The sequence below is a fragment of the Tumebacillus permanentifrigoris genome (assembly GCF_003148565.1).
Classification (GTDB): Bacteria; Bacillota; Bacilli; order Tumebacillales; family Tumebacillaceae; genus Tumebacillus; species Tumebacillus permanentifrigoris.
In genome coordinates this window covers 54,404-76,149 of sequence record NZ_QGGL01000016.1, presented here as the reverse complement: position 1 = coordinate 76,149, position 21,746 = coordinate 54,404, and the positions used below count along the sequence as shown (strand labels likewise).

Genomic DNA, 21,746 nt, shown 5'->3' with positions numbered 1-21,746 from the left:
ATTTTTAATATCCCCCAAGTAGTCGAGCTGTTGCCACAAAGCTGTCACTTCTTATTATAACTGGTGTAGGGCTCAGGTCTAGAGAAAATACTTATTTTTGTACTGACTAGTCAGGTATGTAAAATTCACATGCTATTATTAAAGCATATTCTTACCATTCAGTGTTTTCTGGTAAATAAGAGTCAGGTAACTTGTAAGTCAAAAAATATCTCAATGGGGGCGTTCCAAAATGGCTAAACGAATTGTTAAGTTGGCAATGGCTGCAGCACTGCTCGGCGGCTTCACGATCCCGCAAGCTGCGTTCGCAGCACCAGCTCCGGCGTTGCACAATGACAACGCAACAGCAAACTTTGGCGATTGGTACATCGGTGCAACTCCGCCGAACGTAGACTACTCCAAGCCGATCATCCTGTTCGTGCAAGGTCTGCACTCCGACTATACAACTTGGTATAACACTTCCGACGGCTACTATGATGCCGCTTACAATGCAGGCTACCGCACCGCTTTCGTTCAACTTCGTGACGCAGACGGCAACGGTGGGAACATGTGGACCAACGGTCCGGTTCTGGCTGACATGATCAAAAAGATCTCCGCTTACTACGGCGGTGCGAAACTTAACATCATCGCACACTCCAAAGGCGGGATCGATACGCAAACCGCACTGGTTCACTACGGTGCAGCTCCGTATGTAAACCTCGTTCACCAGCTCTCCACCCCGAACAAAGGCTCGGAGATCGCGGACATGGCGTACAGCACCTGGACCTCGTGGATCGCAGCGATCATGGGTCAAAAAGACGATGCAGTCTACTCGCTGCAAACGTCCTACATGGCGAACTTCCGTGCGCAAACGGACGGTCTGGCTGCGAACAGCAAAACTCGCACCTACATGTCGGGCGGTACGGGCGATGACGGTTTGTTCTCCTCCACCTACTACTCCCGCGCGTTCCTGCCGGGCGAAGACGATGGCGCAGTAGCAATCTACTCCGCATTTGGCCTGCCGAACGGCGTCTCCTCCTTCACCGACAACGGCTCGGAACGCCTCTCGCACACCAAGATGCGTTACGCGTCCAAAACCTGGTGGCAAGTGAAACCGAAACTGTCCACCGCAGTATTCGGTGCAGTACCGGCAGCCAACCTGACCGCTTCCTCGAACAAAACCCAACTCGAAGGCATGGTCGCTGAAGCGTCCAACAACATCATGCGCGGTGGCCCGATCAACGGCACGGCAACCGACTCCTTCCAATTGGAAAGCGGTCTCAAAGGCGCGAACATCGACGTGATGACCTCCTCCAAAGCAACCAGCGTCAAACTGGTCTCTCCGTCTGGGAAAGTCTACACCGCGACCCAAACCGAAGGCACTGACGATGCGATCCTGTTCGACAAAGCGGTTCACAACGTCTTCACGGTCACCGCTCCGGAAAAAGGCAACTGGACCCTGCAAACCGAAGGCGAATACGATGCATACTTCATGATGGCAACTCTTGAAGGCGGTTCCAAAGTAAAACTGAACTCGCCGAAGAAAGTCCTCGCGAAGTCTGAGAACACCGTTTCCTTCGACGTTGCAGTCGACGGTGCAAAAGCAAACGGCACCACCAAAAAAGCGAAACTCGCGAAGGCGAACAAAAACGGCAAAGTCAGCGTCATGCAAGATGTGACCCTGTCTGTCAACGCGGATGGCACGCTGCACGGCGCACTCGCAGCTCCGTCTGAGCCGGGCGTATACAACGTCTCGATGGACGTGACCGCACTGAACGCAAAAGGCGAAGAAGTCACCCGTTCCGTGAACTACAACTTCGCAGTTCTCGACAGCAACAACGACCTGAAATAGGACAAGCCTTCTTGAAAAAACACCCTTGCCAACTGGCGAGGGTGTTTTTTTGCGCAAATCGCATTTCTCAATAAAATATTTATGAACCATGTATTTACAACCATCAAAAAAGTGGTACATTGTACTTATAACAGAAAGTGAATTAAATATTACAAAGGAGGTAATAACTTTGAAGCGCAAATTTGTAAAACTGGCAATTTCCGCCGCTCTGCTCGGTGCGATGGTCGTGCCGCAAGCGGCTTTTGCAGCAGCCCCGGCTCCAGCTCTGCATGATGACAATGGCTATGGGAAATTCGGGGATTGGTACACGGGCGCGGTGCCGCCGAACGTGGACAATTCCAAGCCGGTGATCCTGTTTGTCCAAGGCCTGCACTCCGACTACACCACTTGGTATAACGGTGGGGACAATTATTACGATGCGGCGTACAACGCAGGCTATCGCACCGCGTTTGTTCAATTAAAGGATGCAGACGGTGGCGGTGGGGACATGTGGACGAACGGTGCGGCGCTGGCCGACGTGATCCGCAAAGTCTCCTCCTACTATGGCGGTTCGAAAATCAACGTGATCGCACATTCCAAGGGCGGGATCGACACACAAACCGCGCTGGTGTATTACGGGGCGTACCCGTATGTCAACGTCGTTCACCAACTTTCCACGCCGAACCGAGGCTCTGAGCTGGCCGACCTCTCCTACGGGTCGTGGACATGGTGGATCGGTTGGATCATGGGCCAGCAGGACGATGCGGTCTACTCGTTGCAAACTTCCTATATGAACAACTTCCGCGGCTGGACAGACGGTGCGACGGAGAACAACTACACCCGCACCTACATGTCGGCGGGCACCGGCGATGACGGCTGGTTCTCCGCGTACTGGTACGCGCACGCTGTATTGCCGGGCAGCGATGATGGGGCGGTCTCGACCTACTCAGCACTCGGCCTGCCGAACGGAGTCTACAGCTTCACCGACAATGGCTCGCAACGTCTCTCGCACACCCAGATGACCTATGCATCGAAGACTTGGTGGCAAGTGAAGCCGAAGCTCGGCACCACTTCCTTCGCAGCGCTGACGAACCCGATGCTGTCCGCTTCGGCGAACAAGACCAGCCTCGAAGGCGGCAGCGCGGTACTGCCGGAACTCTCCAGCAACATCATGCTCGGTGGGTTGATCGACGGGGCGACCACCAACACGTTCTCGCTGGAATCCGGTCTGAAGACAGCGACGGTCGACATCATGACGGCCTCCACCGACAGCAACGTCTCGCTGATCTCGCCTTCTGGCAAGGTCTACAACGCTTCAAAAGCACAAGCCCAGGGTGACACCGCGGCGCTGTTCGCCAAAGCTTCGCATAACGTCATCAAGATCGACAAACCGGAAAAAGGCAACTGGACGCTCCAAGCGGAGGGCAGCCAAGACGCCTACTTCATGCTCGCCCAAGTCGAGGGTGGCACACAGGCGAAGGTCACCACCACCAAAAAAGTCCACAATCCGGTCAAGGACCCGACCGTATCCTTCGACGTCAACCTCCAAGGGGTCAAAGCAAAGGGCCTTGTCAAAAATGCCAAGCTGATCAAAGCGAACCAAAACGGTCACAATGCGATGCTCGGCGACATCTCGCTGAAGCAAGACAGCACCGGCACGTACAAAACGGCCTTTGCCACCCCGACCGAGCCGGGCGTGTACAACGTTTCGTTTGACATCACGGGCATCAATGAACAGGGCGAGGAATTCACCCGCTCCGTCAACTACAACTTCGCGGTCACCGATGCCAAAGGCGAGTTGAAGTAACAGGCGAGGGCCAGCTCTCTGCGGAGACTGGTCCTTTTTTGTGCTACAATAGGCGGATGTAGCTCGTGTTTTCGGGGATGATAGAAAGTAAGACAAGAATCACGCATTTCCTCGTGGACTCATATCCTATATAATAAGATTTGAAACTCTACTGGATTCGTGCATATAGTGCATATAAATGTATAGGATGGTGCAACGGTTTCATGAAGTTTTCTGAGACGATCGCGAAAATGAAAGGTGAGCATACACTCTTGCTCTGCCATGATCAAGCGGATAGCGATGCGATCGGAGCGGCCTATGCGCTCGCCCGTTACATCGGGGGAGATGTCGGCGTTCCGCAGGCGGTGGCAACCCATACGCACCGACTGATTGAAGAATTGGAGTTGCCTGTGGTCATCGCGCCAGACACCACTTCCTATCTCCATGTCGTGGTCGTGGATGCGGCTTCACCGGTCCAACTGCGGGAGTCGATGCCGGAACGGTTTTGGTTTGTCGACCATCATCCGCAGAACGACTTGCAGCAGTTGGCGCTCGGGGGTCTGTATGACCCGGTGTCGTCAACCTGCCAGCTGGTCTACCGTCTATTGAAGGAACTAGATGCCCCGCTGGATCGCAAAACCGGCCTCGCGCTGGCGGCGGGGATCATGACCGACACGATCAATTTCCACAAAGGGGACGCAGAAGCGTTCCGCACGTTTGGGGAGATACTGGACACCTGTGGGTTGACGCATGAGGAGATTCAGAGCCTCTACATGGCGGATGAACGCCGCGACCGCGGGGCGATCTGCCAAGCGGCGATCCAAGCGGAGCGCCATGAGATGGACGGCTATCATGTGATGGTGACGGAGATCGGTTCGAACATCCCGACCTTCGCGGCTCGGGCGCTGTTCGATCTCGGCGCCGATGTATCGGTGGTCGGGTATGCGCGTGGCGAGGAAGTGGAGATTCGGATGTACATCCGCCAAGAGCTCTCGATCAAGCACAAACTTGACGCCGCCGCTGTGTTTCGCACAGTCGATGGGATGGATCAAGGAATCGTCTGGGGCTATTCGCTTTTTGCGGGCTACCGGGCGAAGGGCGACCTCAAGATTCTGCTCCAGAACATCGTGAAGGCATTTGAAAAAAGACTCCGCTCATAAGAGCGGAGTCTTTTTTTGCAACGACTGCACAAAGCGCTCCAAGAGATCAAACCTGCGCTCTGAATTGTAGCCATCGAACGCAAGCCCGCGCAACTCGCGCGAGGGCGGGCGGTCTTGGGTGAGGCACAGCGCTTCGAGCAGGTCTCCGATGATCGTCTCACGGATGCGTTCATAATGGGCGGGGCCTTTGTGTGCAGAACCGAGGCGCGCGTGCGCGATGTGGGCGAGGGTGTCGATGTGCAGACCTTGTTGCACGGCGCTGGTCAGCAGCAGCGGTGGTTTGGCGAAGTAGGCCAGCGGAACTTCGCGCATCAGCCGCCGGGACACGATGTGCGGGCCGTGAGCAGGGTTGCTGAGGCCGAGGCGTGCGGACAGGCCTAGTTTGTGGTTGAGTTCATAGCGCAGCCTGATCAGCGTGTCGCGAGCCTCCTGTGCGTCGTGCGCGATGCCGTAGGTATCGGTCAGCGCCAAGTCCACATCAAAACGCTGCGCAGAGCGCACCAGCCGCGCCAATTCATCGCGGTGTTGCCCAATCAGATCTCCGTCGTAAAAAAGCACGTGGCGGGCACCACGGCTGTACGCATAAGCGGCACCGATGGCGCGGGGGACGTCGACGCCGAGCGCCTCGCGGAAGGTGAGCATCGTCAGGTCGCCCGCTTGCAACGCGTGGACGACCTCTCTCGTGCCGTCGTGACATCCGTTGACCACCACGAGAATTCGAGTCGCTCCGGCGAGTCGAACGTTGCGAATGGCAGACGCGATGCGGGAGGCTTCATTGCGGGCAGGGATCACGGCAAACACGAGCATCACCTCCTGTCTCCCTACTATATGCGGCAAGTGACCATCTGGCGAGCGGTGTCATACAATAATCACGCACTGAAAAGGAGGGACTGAGATGTGGAAGGTCGGGGAGCTGGTCTCCCGCAAGTCGTATGGTCGAGACATCTGTTTTCACATCGTGGAAATCGACCGCAGCCAAAACGTCGCGATCCTCAAAGGCATGGAAGTCCGCCTGCTCGCCGATGCCCCGTTGACCGATCTGGAATCTGTGACGGAGACAGAACTTCGCGACTATACCGCCGGCTACCGGCGTGAAGAGGATGACGCCTTGCGCTTGATTCGGATGCGCCGGCTGATCGAGGAGGAAAAGCGCTCGCTGCGCTCGGACGCCAAATTTCGAGCGAGCCATGATTTTTTTGAGAAGCCGGGACGGGTTCTGCATATAGACGGCGATGGCTCGTACTTAGAGAAGTGCCTGCTGTTCTATGAAGAGCTGCGCATCCCGGCGATCGGCCACCACGTCAGCGAAGCGCGGATGGCAGAGGTGTTGCCGCACTTTCTGGAGCAGTACCACCCGGACATCCTGATCCTGACGGGGCATGACGGCCTGTTGCGCAAGGGACAGGACTTGTCGAACGTGTACAACTACCGCAACTCGGAGAACTTCATCAAAGCGGTGCGTGCTGCGCGTCGCTACGAGCGCTCCTTTGACGACCTGATCATTTTTGCCGGGGCTTGTCAGTCGCACTATGAAGCGTTGCTCGATTCCGGGGCCAATTTCGCCTCCTCGCCGCACCGCATCCTCATCCATGCGCTCGACCCGGTCTTCATCGCGGAAAAAATCGCCTACACGCCGATCAACCAGACGGTGAACATCTTCGACGTGGTCAAAGCGACGATCACCGGCACCGACGGACTGGGAGGTTTGGAGACACGCGGCAAGTATCGCATCGGGTTGCCGCGCTCTCCTTATTAAGGAATAAGTTAAAATAAAGAGAATAATGGAGTCAGATAGAACATTCTGACAGTTCAGCTCGACTTAAGTAGCCAAGATTCCACATAAAAGCCATTGACAGATTTTTCGGGTCGCTGATATAATAATTAACCCCATTTGACAATCTTCGTCATGCATGCTATACTCAGTGATGGAAAGAGGTGGTGTGTATGACAGCGAAAAACGCACTGAACGAGATTAAGCGCAATTTGGATCGTCACGTAGGTGAGAAGATCTTGTTGCGTGCCAACGGTGGACGCCGCAAAACCATCGAGCGCACCGGCGTTCTCGAAGAAACATACCCTTCTGTTTTTGTGATCAAGCTGGACCAGGAGAACTCCTTTAAGCGCGTCTCCTACAGCTACGCAGACATCCTCACCTCCACGGTGGAACTGATGGTCTGCAGTGATGAGGGTCAAGTACGTGTAACCCTCAATGGGCACGATGCATAAATGAACCACGAAAAACTTCTCCAGTGCGCCAGAGGGCGTCGTGGGAGAAGTTTTTTTCGTTACCAAACCACCTGCGCCATCGGCATGGGTGGTTTTTTGTGCCTACAACAGTACGATCAATACCATGAATTACTATTAATATGATATCAAAAATTCAGCTCATAAAAGAGTTGAAAAATTTGTACAGAATCATTTTATATACTATAATACATAGGATAAAAGGCCTAGAACCAGCTAGCAGGGAGGAAACGTCTGTGCTGAAGGCTGTCTGGCAACATAGCCGCGCCGTTCCGATCATCCTCTGGCTCCTGTTGGTGGTCGGTAGCCTGATGATCGCTGTACCACGCATCGATGAAATCATGCAGGAACAAAAGCAGAACGAGCTCTTGGCCGGTTGGACCGCTCAGAGCCGGGCGACCACAGATGCGCCGTTGCCCCATTCTGCTCAAGAGCGTCCGAACGCGCTGTGGAAGGATATCGACGGGATTCCCGTCATGGGGTCGATCACCATAGCCAAGGTAGGTTTGCATGAGCCCTTGTTAAAAGGGGCCGACCCACTTCCGTTGCAGGTTGGCATCGGTGTGGTGGAGGAGGACAGGCTGCCAGGCGAACCCACGAATTTTGTGCTGGCGGGACATCGGAGTTTGAAGCCCGGCAAGCATTTTAACCGTCTGGGTGAATTGGAGCGCGGGGACCTGATCGAGATCGAATCGGCCAACGGAGTGTTTACCTATTCCGTTGAAGCGTCCTATCTGGTGGACCCGGATGATCTGAGCGTTCTGGATTCCCGGCCCGGCGAGGCGGACTTGACCCTGATCACCTGTCATCCGATGCGCAATCCAACCCATCGACTCATCGTCAAAGCAACGCTAGACCAAGAAAGGGGAACTCAAGTTGCAACCGTGGAAGACAAGAAATAAACCTCTGGTATTGATGTTCATCTTCATGCTTGTGATGCAAGTGCTGACTCCGTTCAGCGCAAAAGCCGCCGATGCGGTGGACGTAGGTCTGATCTTGAAATTTGAGGCAAGCAAGCCTGTCGTAGCCGCTGGGGAAGAATTCAGCTACATCATCAATTACAGCGCCTCCAGCACGGTCAGTAACTTTACAGACCCGAAAATTACGTTTACCTTGCCGGAAGGGGTCACCTATACGAGCAAGACGGACAGTACCAACACGTCGAGTACGGTCGGGGACAGCGTTGCTTTTCCAGGCAGAAAAGAAGTGACTTTCGCCTTTAAAAATGGCGTTTTGCCAGCCGGCTCCGCAGGCAAGCTGGTTGTAAACGGCAAATTCGAAAACTACGTGACACCAGACGGAACGGCTGCAACGGGCAAAATCATCTATCAGGCCGTCGTTGACGGCTCCCCTGTTGAACTGGAATCCAATGAAGTCACCGTTACGGCGACAGCGGATGCAAAGTGGACGATTGAAAAGAAAAAAATCCGCCCTCTTCCTGAACCTTTTAAAGGCTCCGACGTCCAGTATGAGATCGTGTTCCGCGACCTCACGACTTCTACATCGCTTGGCAAATTGAATCTCAAAGACATCGTGGTGACCGACAAATTACCGGATGGCGCGGTGTTTGTCTCCGCTGACAATGGCGGAGCGCCGGGGCCGGATAACACGGTGGTCTGGCATCTCGACGACGACCTGCGCGACAGCAAACGCGTGACGTTGATCGTGAATTATCCGGATTCGATCTCAGCCACCGAGGTGACCAATCAAGCAGAAGCGCTCTACACGCCGCTTGGGAAAGCTCCGACCACGGTCACCGCTCAAGTGAAGCATGGGTTTGTCACCACGCCACTTGACTTGGGCACAAGCATTGCCAAAGGGACGAATTCCGGTCAAAGGGAAATCTCTCCAGGGCAGACGGTCAAGTTTTACATCGCAAGCCTCGAAAACAAGGCGAATCTGTCGTTGAACTCCGGTGTCATTCAAGATATGACCCCGACGAAAACGGTAAACGGCACGCCCATCGATTTTAGATTGCAGACGGTAAAAACGGCTGCTTTTGCGGGGGTCGGCAGCTATGACGTGTACTACACGCTCGTCGAAAACCCGACCAGCGCAGATTGGAACCTCTGGACTCATGTGAACGCCTCGCCGCCGACCTCGTTGGATGCCACAGCGCTGGGCAACGTCAAGGGAGTTCAATTCCGCATCGGAACGCTACCGATCAATTTCGTGCAAAGTGAACCGATTGAAATGACGTACAAGGTTCCCGCTACCTTTGTGGTGCCGGCCGACTCCACGGAAACGGTGAAAAACTACGTCACGCTGGACTATGAATTTAACGGCATCAACAAAACGGCAACGAGCAATTCTGGGGTTGATATCGTCAGCAGCCGCCCCTTGCTCAAACTCGAAAAAACCAGCAGTAAAGCGTCCTTGATTCCTACGGAAACCACCAAGTATACGCTGAAAGTTTCCAATGAGACGTACACCAGCAGCGACAAATTGGAAAATCCAATCCTCGTCGATCTGCTTCCCGCAGAATTTGAATACCAGCCGGACACTTGGACGATCACCAAGCCTGCAGGCATGGCTTCGGCTCCGACATTTACGGCGGTTCCTCAAGCGGACGGCACAACCAAGTTGACATGGGCTTGGGATGATGCCAATCCGGGTAACTTGCAAATCGGTGAGACGATCAGCATATCGTTCGACGCCAAGCTCAAAGCTGGAACGAAACAGCAGTCGATTGCGAATCGGTTCCAGGTCCTCTCTTCGAAGTACCTGAATGATACCAAGTTCAACAATAAAAAATGCCCGAGCTGCGTCCCGAGCGATGGCGTTTATTCACTCCTCCAAGTGGTGGGCGTGAATGTGAATGAGGATGTCGCGCTGCAATCTGAAATGTTGGTGAAGGGCGAACTGGACAGCGACTGGAGCAAATACCCCGACAGCGGTTTGACAGCGCCCGGAGGCAGCGCGATGTACCGATTGAAAATTTTGAATGTCGGGAATATCGCCACCAACAAATTGACGATCGTCAACACGTTTGCTCGCATCGGTGACAATGCGGTCTTGAATGGCTCGGTCGGACGCAGCAGTCAGTGGGGTCCGCTCTTGACGGGGCCGGTCGTCGTTCCGAGTTACGTGACGCCGTACTATTCCACGACAACCGGGGTCACCATGAACGCCACGACGGGCGCAGACAACGGGGTGTGGTCGCAAGAACCGCCACAGGACCTGACGTCTGTCACCGCCATCAAATTTGTGTTCGATGACAACTACGTCATCGATCCGCTAGACAGCATGACGTTTGAGTGGCCGATGGTGGCGCCGGTAGGAGCACCGACCGGCGGTGAACTCGCTTGGAACTCCTTCGGGTACAAGATGGACAAAGCAGGCGGCGGGTCGGTTCTGCCGTCCGAGCCGCTCAAGATCGGCATCAAAATTCTGGCGAGCCCGAAGGCCGAAATCGGTGACTATGTATGGCTGGATCAAAACGAGAACGGCCTCCAAGACGCCGCCGAACCGGGTGTGAATGGCGTCAAGGCGGAATTGTATAGCGAAGGGGGCACGAAGCTCTCCGAAACGCTTACAGGTAACGACTTCGCGGGGAATCCGGGATACTATCTGTTCCCGAACCTCGACGCGGGGAACTACTATATCGTGTTCCGCCCTTCGGCTACCTATGAAGGCGTGACGGCAGCGGGTGTAGGAGCAGACCCCGAAAAAGACTCGAACGCCAATCCTGCAAACGGGACCACCGGTTTGATCACGCTCACAGACGGTGAGAAAAACCATGCTGTCGACGCCGGATTGGTTCTGAAAAAAGCGGTTCTCGGTGACTACGTATGGCTCGATGCCAATGGCAACGGGCAACAGGATGCCGCTGAAACCGGCATGAACGGACTGAAAGTCGAGTTGTATAGCGGAGCGGGTCTGTTGTTGTCCACGACGACGACCGCCACGAACAACGGCCAAGACGGCTATTATGATTTCCGAAAGCTGAACCCAGGTACGTACAAAGTCAAGGTCGCGTTACCGTCGACCGCGTATGGATTTGTGCCAAAGAATCAAGGAGCGATCACCAGCCTCGACTCAGACGTTAACCCGGACACGGGGTATACCGATACGATCACACTGGTACAAGGCGAAGAGAATTTGAAGGTTGACGCGGGTCTCGTCAAACTGCCTGTGGGGTCGATTGGCGATTTCGTATGGATGGATATGAACAACAACGGGATTCAAGATCCGACTGAAAAAGGCTTGAATCAAGTGAAGGTTCAACTGTATAACGATCAAAAGGTGCTCGTCGCGCAAACCGTCACCGCCGACCGTGCAGGTGCGGCTGGTTATTATCTGTTCGATAATTTGACGACGGGCAACTATTATGTAAAATTCCTCGTGCCGTATGCACTCACGAGCAAGCACGTAGGTGCGCAGAAAGACAAGGACTCGGATGCGGATACACAAGGGTGGACAGAACTCCTGACCCTCCTGCCGGGCGAGAACCTCGACACGATCGATGCGGGGGTCTACATCCCTTGGCCTGGCGGTCTCTCGACGCTGACAAAAGGCAGTCTGGGCGATCGAGTCTGGAACGATGCGAACGCCAACGGGGTACAGGACGCCGGTGAGAAAGGTCGAAATGGTATTACCGTTGAGCTGTACAACGCCAAAAACGAACGGGTCAGCTCCGTTGTAACGGCTGACCACGATGGAAAACCGGGGTATTACCTTTTCGATAACCTCGATCCGGGGAATTACCAAGTCCGATTCAAACTGCCTGCGACCGATTCGTTCACAGAAGCCCGCAAAGGCGACTCTATGGAACGAGATTCGGACGTCGATCCAGCAACCGGACGTACCGGGACCCTCCTGCTGGGTCTCGGAGAGAACATCCTGTCTGTCGATGCCGGTCTGCTCCCAGGCAAGAAGCCGAACGCGCTTGGCAAACTCGGTGATCGCGTATGGCTTGACACGAATGCAAATGGAATTCAGGAGGCAGGAGAAAGCGGCCTGAACGGGGTGACCGTTCAGTTGTACGACGAGAGTGGTACGCTGCTGTCCACCGCCTTGACCAGCGGAGATTCGGGCCAGCCGGGCATGTATCTGTTTGCCGACTTGCCAAAGGGCGAGTACCGATTGAAACTTATCGCACCAGTCGGATACGCGTTCACGGTCGCGGAGGCCAGCGGAGACGCTCAGTCGGACTCCAATGCTGCCGCGACAGGTTGGACCCAGCAGATCACCTTGGGTGAAGGGGAGGCGAATCTCTCGATTGACGCCGGACTCGTCAAAACGGACGATGCGAGTACTCCTGCTCCATCGGGCAATCCGGGAACCCCTGACCCGGTCAACTCGGGGAATCCGGCTACTCCTGCAAAGCCGGGAGTAGGTGGATGGAATGGTCACCAGATGCTCCCGCAAACGGGTGAGCAGGAGTCGCTCCTGCAAGTGGTGGGATGGGTGCTCTTCCTGTTGGCCGGCGGCTTGCTTCTGATCCGCAAGTACGCCAGATAATCGCAGACAAAAAAGCGTCCTCTAGCAGGGTTCCCTGCAGGAGGACGCTTTTTGTTTTGTCTGGGCATACTACCCGCGTACCTCAAAGGTGACAAGGAGGGATTCCATCATGGGACGCAAGCGTCGTGGCGTGATGTCGGAACACCTGAAGTATGAGATCGCCAAGGAGATGGGCATCTACGAAACCGTCCAAAAGGAAGGCTGGGGCGGTATCAAAGCGAAGGACGCGGGAAACATGGTCAAACGAGCCCTGCAGATCGCAGAACGAGCGATGGCCGACCAAGAGCGGTAATTCCTTGACCAGAGCGCGAACTGGCTCTGGTCTTTCCATGAAATCATGAATAAGCGCTGGGGATAAGAGGGAAGACTTACATCCTGAGGCACTATTTCCAGCAGAGTTTCCAAGCCCACGCACACTTGAAACGTACCCAAGCGAGGAGGCAAAGCGGATTGAGTACACGACGTGGTAAATTGGTCATCATCGGCGGTGCGGAGGACAAAAAGCACGACATGACAATCCTCCGTGAAGTGGTCCGCCTCGCAGGCGGCAAACATGCGCGCATCGTCGTGATGACTGTCGCGACGGAACTCCCCATTGATGTCGGAGCCGAATACATCGAAGTGTTTGACCGGATCGGTGTTGCGGATGTGCGGATGTTTGACGTCTCGACTCGCGAGGCGGCCAATGCCAACAGTGCAATCAAAGCGATCGAAGACGCGACCTGCGTTTTTTTCACAGGTGGCGATCAGGTTCGCGTCACCAAGCTCCTCGGGGGCACGAAAATGGACGCGGCGCTGCATGAACGCTTTGAGTCCGGTCTGTTGCTGGCGGGTACCAGCGCGGGGGCGTCGATGATGTCGAGCACGATGATCGTCTCGGGCGTCAGTGAGACGAATCCCAAGATCGGCATCGTCGAGATGGCTCCGGGGATGGAGTTTATTTCAGGCGTGGTCATCGACCAGCACTTTGCCCAACGCGGGCGCTTCGGACGTTTGTTCTCTGCCGTGGCGCAGTATCCGCACCATCTGGGCCTTGGCATCGATGAGAACACGGCGATGATCGTCGACGGTCTGGAGTTTCAAGTCATCGGAACTGGCGCGATCAACGTGATCGACGCGGGCCAACTCACCCATTCCAATATCGAAGATGTGCGGGCAGGCGATGACTTGGCGTTGTGCGGGATCAACGTGCACATCTTGCCGAGCGGTTACGGCTTTCACTTGCGCGATCGGACCACGATTGCAAGACAACGAGGAGTGGACAACGAATGAAAATCGAGGATATTCGGTACATCTCAGGACCGAATCTCTACTCGCATCTCCCGGCGATGGTGATGCGCATAGATCTGCAAGAATGCGCAGGCAAGGAGTCCTACGAATTCGCAGGACTTAATCAAAAGTTGCTTGAGTTCTTCCCTGGATTGCGCAATCACCACTGCGCCAAGGGCGAGCCAGGTGGCTTTGTCGAGCGATTGGACGAAGGGACCTACATCGGACACGTCATCGAACATGTGGCGCTTGAGATGGCCGAACTTGTTGGGATCGGTGCCAATCGTGGCAAGACAACCTCTGCTGCAGAGGGAGTCTACGATGTATTTGTCGAGTGTACCAACGAAGCGGGCATGGCGCATCTGCTGCGCACCGCGTTTGCGCTGGTCGAGGCTCTCACGCGCGGGGAGTCCTATAACTGGGAACCCGAGTTGGAAGAGGCGAAGCGACAGGCGGGACGCACAGGTCTGGGCCAGTCGACCAAAGCGCTGGTGGAAGCGGCGCAAAAGCGGGGCATCCCTTTCTACCGCTTGAACACGGGCTCGTTGATTCAACTCGGCACCGGCCGCTATCTGAAACGCATCCAAGCGACGATCACGGAGCGCACCTCCTGTATCGGGGTTGACATCGCTTGTGACAAAGAACTGACCAAGCAGATGCTCGACCTCGCGGCGATCCCGGTGCCTTTTGGCGGTGTCGCGTACACCGAGGACGAAGCGGTGCAGGAATTTCGGGGGATTGAACGCGCCGTCGTCGTCAAACCGCTCGATGGCAACCAAGGCAAGGGTGTCTCGCTGAATCTCGTCACCGAGCAAGAAGTTCGCGAGGCGTTTCGCATCGCACAGGGCTACTCCGAAGCGGTGATCGTGGAAAGTTTCCTCGAAGGACGTCACTACCGCGTGCTGGTCGTCGGCGAACAAGTGGCCGCCGTAGCCGAACGCATGCCTGCACATATCACAGGCGATGGCACTCATACGATCCGTGAATTGATTGAACAGGAAAACCAAGACCCGCGCCGTGGCGATGGGCATGAAGCACCGCTGACCAAGATCAAAATCGATGATGTGATGCACAACGTGCTCGCACGTGAGGGCCGTCAATTCTCCGATGTGCCGCATGCGGGCGAGATCGTCATCCTGCGCGACAACGCCAACCTCTCCACAGGCGGGATCGCGATCGATGTAACGGGCGACATCCACCCGACGATTGCAGAAGTCTGCGTGCGCACCGCGCGCATCGTGGGGCTGGACATCTGCGGGATCGACCTCGTCTGCCCGCATATCGCGGAACCGTTCGATGAACTCAACAGCTGTGTGATCGAAGTGAACGCAGCGCCGGGCATCCGCATGCACGAGAGCCCGTCATTTGGCGATCCGCGCAACGTGGGGGAGGCGATCGTCGACATGCTCTACCCGGCCAACCACCCATCGAGGATTCCCGTGATCGCGATCACAGGCACCAACGGCAAGACGACGACGACCCGGATGATCGGGCATGTCATACAAGCGACGGGCAAGACGGTCGGCATGACGTCGACGGATGGCATCTATATCAATGGCAAGTGCATTGCCAAAGGCGACACGACCGGCCCGCGTTCCGCCCGTGCGATTCTGAGCGATCCGGGCATCGATGTCGCGGTGTTGGAGACGGCCCGCGGCGGCATCGTGCGCGCCGGGCTTGGTTTTGACTGGGCAGATGTCGGGATCATCACGAACATCCAGCCGGATCATCTCGGCTGTGACGGGATTGAGACGGTCGAGGATCTCATCCAAGTCAAGTCGCTGGTCACCGAACGCGTGCGTCCGGGCGGCACCGTGATCTTGAACGCTGACGATCCGATTCTCGCCAACCTGCCACGCAACATGAAGCCGCGCCACCGTGCCGGACGCAAGTTTGTCTATTTCACGCTACACCCGAACTCGCGCGTTCTGAAACGCCACCTCTCAGAGGGTGGCACCGGCTACTTTTTCAAGGACGGTTGGATCATGGAAGCCCGTGGAGAACATGCCCGCCGCGTGTTGCGCGCCGAAGAGATCCCCGTGACGATGCTTGGCGCCGCCCACTTCCATGTCCAAAACGCGATGGCGGCGATCGCAGCCTGCCGCGCCCACGGCATGACACGGGAAAAAATCGCCACGGCGCTGCGCCAATTCCGCAGCGATGTACACAACCCAGGGCGCGTCAACCTCTACCAAGTGCGCAACTCCTATGTGCTGGTTGACTATGGACACAACCCGCATGCCTTCCAAGCGATCTGTGAGATGGCGGGCCGCTTGCCAAACGTCCGCGTCACAGGGGTGGTGGGGGTGCCGGGCGATCGCAACGACGACATCGTCAGCGAGTCTGGACGAGCGGCGGCGAACGGATTCCATCGGCTGTTCGTCAAGGAGGATGTCGATCTGCGCGGACGTCGTCCGGGCGAGGTGGCGAATCTGTTGGAGCGTGCGATCCAGAGCGTCTCACCCGATAAGGAGTGCCGGGTGATCCACAACGAAGTACACGCCTTGGAAGCGGCGCTGTCCGATCTCCAAGACGGGGAATTGGTCGTGGTCTTCTATGAAAAACTGGCTCCGGTGATGGACGTTTTGAGGAGGCACGAGGCGGTCTCCGTTTCGCATATGTCGCTGAAGTACGCCAAAGTCTAAAGGGCGGCGTGAAAAAAAGCGTGTTTCACGCTTTTTTTCACGTTCTGTGGCAGGAAATTGGCCTACCCTATTGAAGTTGTTACGAAATCAATTTGAACGAACGCTACTCCAAAAGGTAGGTCATGCAAGCCCATGTTGACGGAAAAAGCACAAGCGAAAATCAACTTGACCCTCGACGTCCACTACAAGCGTCCCGACGGCTATCATGAGGTGGAGATGGTGATGCAGACGGTCGATCTGTCTGACCATCTCCAATTCACTGAGCGGTCTGACAGCGAGATCGTGCTGAACTGTACGGCTCCGTACATACCGCTAGACCAACGGAACCTCGTCTACCAAGCAGCCCAGCTGATGAAGGAGACGTATGGTGTCTCGAAGGGCATCCATATTCATATCGAAAAACGCATTCCGGTCGCAGCCGGACTGGCAGGTGGTTCCAGTGACGCCGCCGCCACGCTGCGCGGGCTGAACCGTCTGTGGGGCCTCGGCCTCTCGCTCGATGAACTCGCCCTGCTAGGCGCGAAAATCGGCTCTGACGTGCCGTTCTGCATCTACGGCGGCACCGCGATCGCGCGTGGGCGAGGCGAACTCATCGAGCGCTTGCCCAATGTCGCTCCGACGTGGGTCGTGCTGGTCAAACCGCCGATCGCCGTCTCGACCGCCGATGTCTACGGCAAATTGCGCGCCGATCAGATCGTTCACCACCCCGACACAGCGGGCATGATGCAGGCGTTGCTCACGGGAGACGTCAAGCAGATCTCCTCGAAGCTCGGCAACGTGCTGGAGAATGTCACGTTCGCGATGTACCCAGAAGTTGAGCGTTTGAAATTGCAACTTCTGAAGTTCGGTGCCCAAGGGGCGCTGATGTCTGGCAGCGGACCGACGCTGTTCGCCCTCGTCGAGCGCGAACAGAAGGCGATCCGAATTTGCAACGCCCTGCGCGGATTCTCACGCGAGGTGTACCTCTGCCGCTTTTTCTAGATCAGTTGCCACAAACACGAAAGAAGTGATATATTTCTTGTATCAATGTTCGTGTTTTGGAAGGGGATAAGCTTGTGAGTAAAATGCGACGCAGTGAGCGCATCGTGCGGCTGACGCAGATTCTCCTGGAACACCCGCACCGCGTGCTGTCGTTGACCGAGATGGCGGAAAAGCTCGCCTCCGCGAAGTCGTCGCTCAGTGAGGACTTGGCGATCATTCGGGATGTGATGGAAGCTGAAGGGTTGGGCACGTTGGAGACCCAGGCGGGGGCAGCGGGCGGTGTGCGCTATGTGCCAGGGCTGCGCGCTGATCTCGCGGAGCAGTTCGTACAACAAGTCGCACAGCGGCTGTGCAGCGGCGATCGCATTTTGCCGGGCGGGTTTCTGTACATGTCGGACGTATTGGGTCAAACGGATGTGCTCGACACGGCGGGCAAGATGTTTGCCAGCCGCTTCCGGGAAGCCGGTGCCGAGTTCGTCGTCACCGTGGAGACCAAGGGCATCCCGCTCGCCGTCGCCACGGCGAAGTACTTGAACGTCCCGATGGTCATCGTGCGCCGCGACCACAAAGTCACCGAGGGGTCGTCTGTCTCCGTCAATTACGTGTCGGGGTCGCGCCGCATCCAGACGATGTCGCTCTCCCGCCGCTCGTTGCCGGAGCGCACCAAAGTCTTGATCATCGATGACTTTATGAAGGCTGGCGGCACGGCGAAAGCGCTCGCAGATCTGATGCGCGAGTTTCAGGTTGAAGTGGTCGGCGTGGGCGTTTTCATCTCGACGATCGACCCGTTAGACAAGATGATCGACAACTACGTCTCACTCGCGACGCTCTCCGAGATGAACGAGGCGACGCGCGAAGTGGCGATCACGCCAGGGACGTATTTTGCATAGGAGGTTTTTTCACATGGAAAAGCAAATCATCGCAACCACCAACGCACCGGCCGCGATCGGCCCGTACAGCCAAGCGATCAAGGCTGGCAACATGATCTTCACCTCGGGTCAGATCCCGCTCCTGCCCAACGGCGAGCTGCTGACCGGCCCGATCCAAGAACAGACGCACCAAGTGTTCAAGAACTTGCAAGCGGTGCTCGCAGAGGCGGGTTCCTCGCTGAACGACGTGGTCAAAGCAACCGTCTTCATCGCGGACATGAACCAATTTGGCGAGATCAACGAAGTCTACGCACAGTACTTTGGCGACCATCGCCCGGCGCGTTCGACCGTACAAGTCGCACGCCTGCCGAAGGATGTCGGCGTGGAAATCGACCTCGTGGCCATCACGAAATAAGCCTGAAAAACGCTCTCCCAAGCCTTGGGGGAGCGTTTTTTATTACTTGGCTACAGGGCGAAGTAATGAAACAATAGTGAATGCGAAAATTTTCTTATGAAATATTGCTGAATATGCAGACATTAAGCACTGAATTGTGATATTATAAGATTAAGTTAGGCAACACGTACAAACATAAATGGGTGAAGAGGTGAACCGTGATGCAAATCACTGATGTCAGACTTCGTAAAATGAACACCGAAGGTCGTATGAAAGCAATTGCATCGATCACGATTGACAATGAGTTCGTAGTCCACGATATTCGCGTTATCGACGGCAACAACGGTATGTTCGTTGCGATGCCGAGCAAACGCACGCCGGACGGCGAATTCCGCGACATTGCGCACCCGATCTCTTCCGAGACCCGTCAGAAAATCCAAGACGCGGTCCTGGATGTCTTCAACCGCACCGAAGACGCGGAAGAAGAAGCGACGATCGCGTAGTTCGTTATAAAACACATACGTATCCAAAAAGACGTCTAAGGCCGAGCCCCCCGCTGGCCGGAGACGTCTTTTTGTCTGTTGAAAACGAACACCGATTCCGTCGATATTCAAAGGCTTCCCGAAACTTTCTCACGATCCTGTGAACGCGGTTGAAAGAAATATTCCTTTAAGATATAGTGTGAAAGGGATACGCTTTGAAAATCCGTTTTTTATACCTATAGATAGAAGAAACCCCAGACAGGAGGATGGATATGGCAGGGACCTTTGCGGTCGTTCTGGCGGCTGGTCAGGGCACACGGATGAAATCCAACACGCACAAAGTCTTGCATCCGATCTGCGGAAAGCCGATGATCCAGCACATTCTGGATACGCTGACCGAGACCGGTGTGGAGCGACAGATCGTCGTCGTCGGCAAGCTCAAGGAGCAAGTGATGGCAGCTCTGGGGGATCGCGAATATGCGGTCCAAGAGGAGCAGCTCGGCACAGCGCATGCGGTGATGATGGCGCGCCCGATGCTGGAAGGCTCGGAGGGCACCACGCTGATTTGCGCAGGGGATACTCCGATCATCCGCAGCGAGACGCTGCGTGCGATGCAGGAACATCACCGAGCAACAGGTGCGGCGGTCACCGTGCTCACGGCGGTCGCGAGCAATCCGTTTGGCCTCGGCCGCATCATCCGCGATGCGGACGGCAACGTCCTGCGCATCGTCGAGGAGAAGGACGCCTCCGATGAGGAACGTCAGATTCGCGAGATCAATTCCTCCGTCTATCTGTTCGACAACGCCTTGCTGTTCGCGGCGCTGTCGAAGATTGATAACCAAAATGCCCAAGGTGAATACTACCTGACAGATTGCCTCGAAGTGCTCCGCCACGAGGGGCAGATCGTCACGGCGTACATCACGGGCGATGCCAAGGAAATTCACGGCATCAACAACCGCGCACAGTTGGCGGTCGCCAATGCGATCATCCGTGAACGCCTCGCCCAGTTGCACATGATGAACGGCGTCACGCTGATCGACCCGCAGAACACCTACATCGATGCTGGCGTGACCATCGGCAGCGACACGGTGATTCTGCCGGGCACCGTTCTTGAAGGCAACACGGCGATCGGCTCCGGCTGTGTCGTCGGCCCGAACTCGCATCTGACGAACGCGCAAGTCGCGGATGATGTCGAGATCAAGCACTCCGTGCTCACCGATTGTGTGGTTGAGACCGGAGCGACCGTCGGCCCGTTTGCGTACCTGCGTCCGAAGGCGCACATCGGCGCCAACGCCAAGATCGGCGACTTTGTCGAGGTGAAAAACGCCAAGATCGGTGCCGGCACCAAAGTTTCGCACCTGTCGTACATCGGCGATGCGGAATTCGGTGAGAACATCAACGTCGGCTGTGGCACGATCACCGTCAACTATGATGGGTTCCACAAGCACAAGACCGTGGTGGGCGACAACACGTTCATCGGGTGCAACTCGAACTTGGTCGCGCCGATCTCGATTGGCAGCAACTCGTATGTGGCGGCCGGTTCGACAGTCACCGACAACGTGCCAGACGGAGCGCTGGCCGTTGCTCGTGAGCGTCAAACCACCAAAGAAGGCTACACCGACAAATTGAAAGCCCGCTTGCGGGATCAAAAAGAGTAGTAAGGAGCTTGCGCGAAAATGGGATATAGCGATGCGAAGTTGAAGATTTTCACCGGCAATGCGAATCCGGAACTGGCTGCAGAAATCGCCCATCACGTAGGTGTGCCCCTTGGCAACGCAAGCGTAATTCGCTTTAGCGATGGCGAAATTCGAATGAAGATCACCGAGAGCGTGCGCGGTTGTGACGTCTACCTCGTACAGCCGACCTCGGCACCTGCAAACGAACACCTTATGGAACTCCTGATCATGATTGATGCGCTCAAGCGCGCTTCTGCGAAGTCGATCAACGTGGTCATCCCGTACTATGGCTATGCGCGCCAAGACCGCAAAGCCCGCGCCCGCGAGCCGATCACGGCGAAGCTGGTCGCAGACTTGCTGTCGACGGCAGGTGCAGGTCGTGTGATTACGATGGACCTGCATGCAGGTCAAATTCAGGGCTTTTTCAACATCCCGGTCGATCATCTGCTGGGCGAGAAGATCCTCGCGGACTACTTCTCGCACAAGGGCTTAGAGGACATCGTCGTCGTCTCGCCAGACATGGGCGGCGTCACGCGCGCACGCGGCATGGCAGACCGTCTGGGCGCATCGATTGCGATCATCGACAAGCGTCGCCCGGAGCCGAACGTCTCCGAAGTGATGAATGTCATTGGAGACATCAAGGGGAAAATTGCGATCATGATCGACGACATGATCGACACGGGCGGCACGATCACAGCAGGTGCAAAATACCTGATGGAACACGGTTGCCGTGAAGTCTACGTCTGCTGCACACATCCGGTGCTCTCGGGCCCGGCGATGACACGCCTGCAAGACTCCGTGATCAAGGAAGTCGTCGTCACCAACTCGATCAAAGTCGACGAGGAGAAGCGCAACGGCTGCACCAAGCTGACCACGCTCTCGATCGCTCCGTTGATCGGCGATGCGATCATCCGCATCCATGAGGAAGAGTCGGTTTCGACGCTTTTTGACAAGGAATAAGTGGACACCA

The 21,746-nt window shown here is 56.0% G+C and carries 17 protein-coding genes; 16 read left to right on the top strand and 1 reads right to left on the bottom strand.

Going from position 1 to position 21,746, the window contains the following annotated elements; translation table 11 throughout:
• Positions 1-229 precede the first annotated feature (229 nt).
• From C7459_RS17205 to C7459_RS17195, 3 genes are all read left to right on the top strand, one after another.
• Positions 230-1,828, top strand: a complete 1,599-nt coding sequence (locus C7459_RS17205; RefSeq protein ID WP_109690522.1) for an esterase/lipase family protein — start codon at positions 230-232, stop codon at positions 1,826-1,828.
• A gap of 220 nt (positions 1,829-2,048) precedes the next feature.
• On the top strand, positions 2,049-3,614 hold the full coding sequence (locus tag C7459_RS17200; protein WP_109690570.1) for an esterase/lipase family protein: 1,566 nt from the start codon (positions 2,049-2,051) through the stop codon (positions 3,612-3,614).
• A 203-nt stretch (positions 3,615-3,817) separates the two neighbouring features.
• Positions 3,818-4,753 carry a DHH family phosphoesterase gene (locus C7459_RS17195; RefSeq protein ID WP_109690521.1) on the top strand — a complete coding sequence of 312 codons (936 nt, stop codon included), beginning with the start codon at positions 3,818-3,820 and terminating at the stop codon, positions 4,751-4,753.
• Here C7459_RS17195 and C7459_RS17190 read toward each other — a convergent pair.
• Positions 4,748-5,554 carry a glycosyltransferase family 2 protein gene (locus C7459_RS17190; RefSeq protein ID WP_170119525.1) on the bottom strand — a complete coding sequence of 269 codons (807 nt, stop codon included), beginning with the start codon at positions 5,552-5,554 and terminating at the stop codon, positions 4,748-4,750. The genes C7459_RS17195 and C7459_RS17190 overlap by 6 nt on opposite strands.
• A gap of 94 nt (positions 5,555-5,648) precedes the next feature.
• On the opposite strand from C7459_RS17190, the gene yabG reads away from it, so the two are divergent.
• The 13 genes from yabG (at position 5,649) to C7459_RS17125 (ending at position 21,736) form a co-directional block, all read left to right on the top strand.
• Positions 5,649-6,509 (top strand): sporulation peptidase YabG, encoded by an 861-nt coding sequence (gene yabG, locus C7459_RS17185; protein WP_109690519.1) that lies wholly within the window; start codon positions 5,649-5,651, stop codon positions 6,507-6,509.
• 188 nt (positions 6,510-6,697) lie between these two features.
• Positions 6,698-6,979, top strand: a complete 282-nt coding sequence (gene veg / locus C7459_RS17180) for a biofilm formation stimulator Veg (protein ID WP_109690518.1) — start codon at positions 6,698-6,700, stop codon at positions 6,977-6,979.
• 254 nt (positions 6,980-7,233) lie between these two features.
• Positions 7,234-7,899 carry a class D sortase gene (locus C7459_RS17175; protein WP_170119524.1) on the top strand — a complete coding sequence of 222 codons (666 nt, stop codon included), beginning with the start codon at positions 7,234-7,236 and terminating at the stop codon, positions 7,897-7,899.
• A 25-nt stretch (positions 7,900-7,924) separates the two neighbouring features.
• Positions 7,925-12,460 carry an SdrD B-like domain-containing protein gene (locus C7459_RS17170; RefSeq protein WP_170119523.1) on the top strand — a complete coding sequence of 1,512 codons (4,536 nt, stop codon included), beginning with the start codon at positions 7,925-7,927 and terminating at the stop codon, positions 12,458-12,460.
• A 109-nt stretch (positions 12,461-12,569) separates the two neighbouring features.
• Entirely contained in the window at positions 12,570-12,752 is a 183-nt protein-coding gene (locus C7459_RS17165; RefSeq protein ID WP_109690515.1) for a small, acid-soluble spore protein, alpha/beta type, read from the top strand.
• 158 nt (positions 12,753-12,910) lie between these two features.
• The gene (locus C7459_RS17160; RefSeq protein WP_109690514.1) at positions 12,911-13,732 is read left to right on the top strand and encodes a cyanophycinase; all 822 of its coding nucleotides are present in this window, start codon (positions 12,911-12,913) and stop codon (positions 13,730-13,732) included.
• On the top strand, positions 13,729-16,374 hold the full coding sequence (gene cphA / locus C7459_RS17155) for a cyanophycin synthetase (protein ID WP_109690513.1): 2,646 nt from the start codon (positions 13,729-13,731) through the stop codon (positions 16,372-16,374). The genes C7459_RS17160 and cphA overlap by 4 nt, the downstream gene beginning before the upstream one ends.
• A gap of 132 nt (positions 16,375-16,506) precedes the next feature.
• The gene (ispE, locus tag C7459_RS17150; RefSeq protein ID WP_109690512.1) at positions 16,507-17,355 is read left to right on the top strand and encodes a 4-(cytidine 5'-diphospho)-2-C-methyl-D-erythritol kinase; all 849 of its coding nucleotides are present in this window, start codon (positions 16,507-16,509) and stop codon (positions 17,353-17,355) included.
• Positions 17,356-17,429: 74 nt separating this feature from the next.
• Complete coding sequence (gene purR / locus C7459_RS17145) at positions 17,430-18,245, top strand: pur operon repressor (protein ID WP_109690511.1); 816 nt, start codon at positions 17,430-17,432, stop codon at positions 18,243-18,245.
• Between the two features lie 13 nt (positions 18,246-18,258).
• Complete coding sequence (locus C7459_RS17140) at positions 18,259-18,639, top strand: RidA family protein (protein ID WP_109690510.1); 381 nt, start codon at positions 18,259-18,261, stop codon at positions 18,637-18,639.
• 200 nt (positions 18,640-18,839) lie between these two features.
• Positions 18,840-19,121 carry a septation regulator SpoVG gene (gene spoVG / locus C7459_RS17135; RefSeq protein WP_109690509.1) on the top strand — a complete coding sequence of 94 codons (282 nt, stop codon included), beginning with the start codon at positions 18,840-18,842 and terminating at the stop codon, positions 19,119-19,121.
• A 251-nt stretch (positions 19,122-19,372) separates the two neighbouring features.
• Positions 19,373-20,758: a bifunctional UDP-N-acetylglucosamine diphosphorylase/glucosamine-1-phosphate N-acetyltransferase GlmU gene (gene glmU, locus C7459_RS17130; protein ID WP_109690508.1), complete on the top strand. Its 1,386-nt coding sequence runs from the start codon at positions 19,373-19,375 to the stop codon at positions 20,756-20,758.
• A gap of 18 nt (positions 20,759-20,776) precedes the next feature.
• Positions 20,777-21,736 carry a ribose-phosphate diphosphokinase gene (locus C7459_RS17125; RefSeq protein WP_109690507.1) on the top strand — a complete coding sequence of 320 codons (960 nt, stop codon included), beginning with the start codon at positions 20,777-20,779 and terminating at the stop codon, positions 21,734-21,736.
• Positions 21,737-21,746 lie beyond the last annotated feature (10 nt).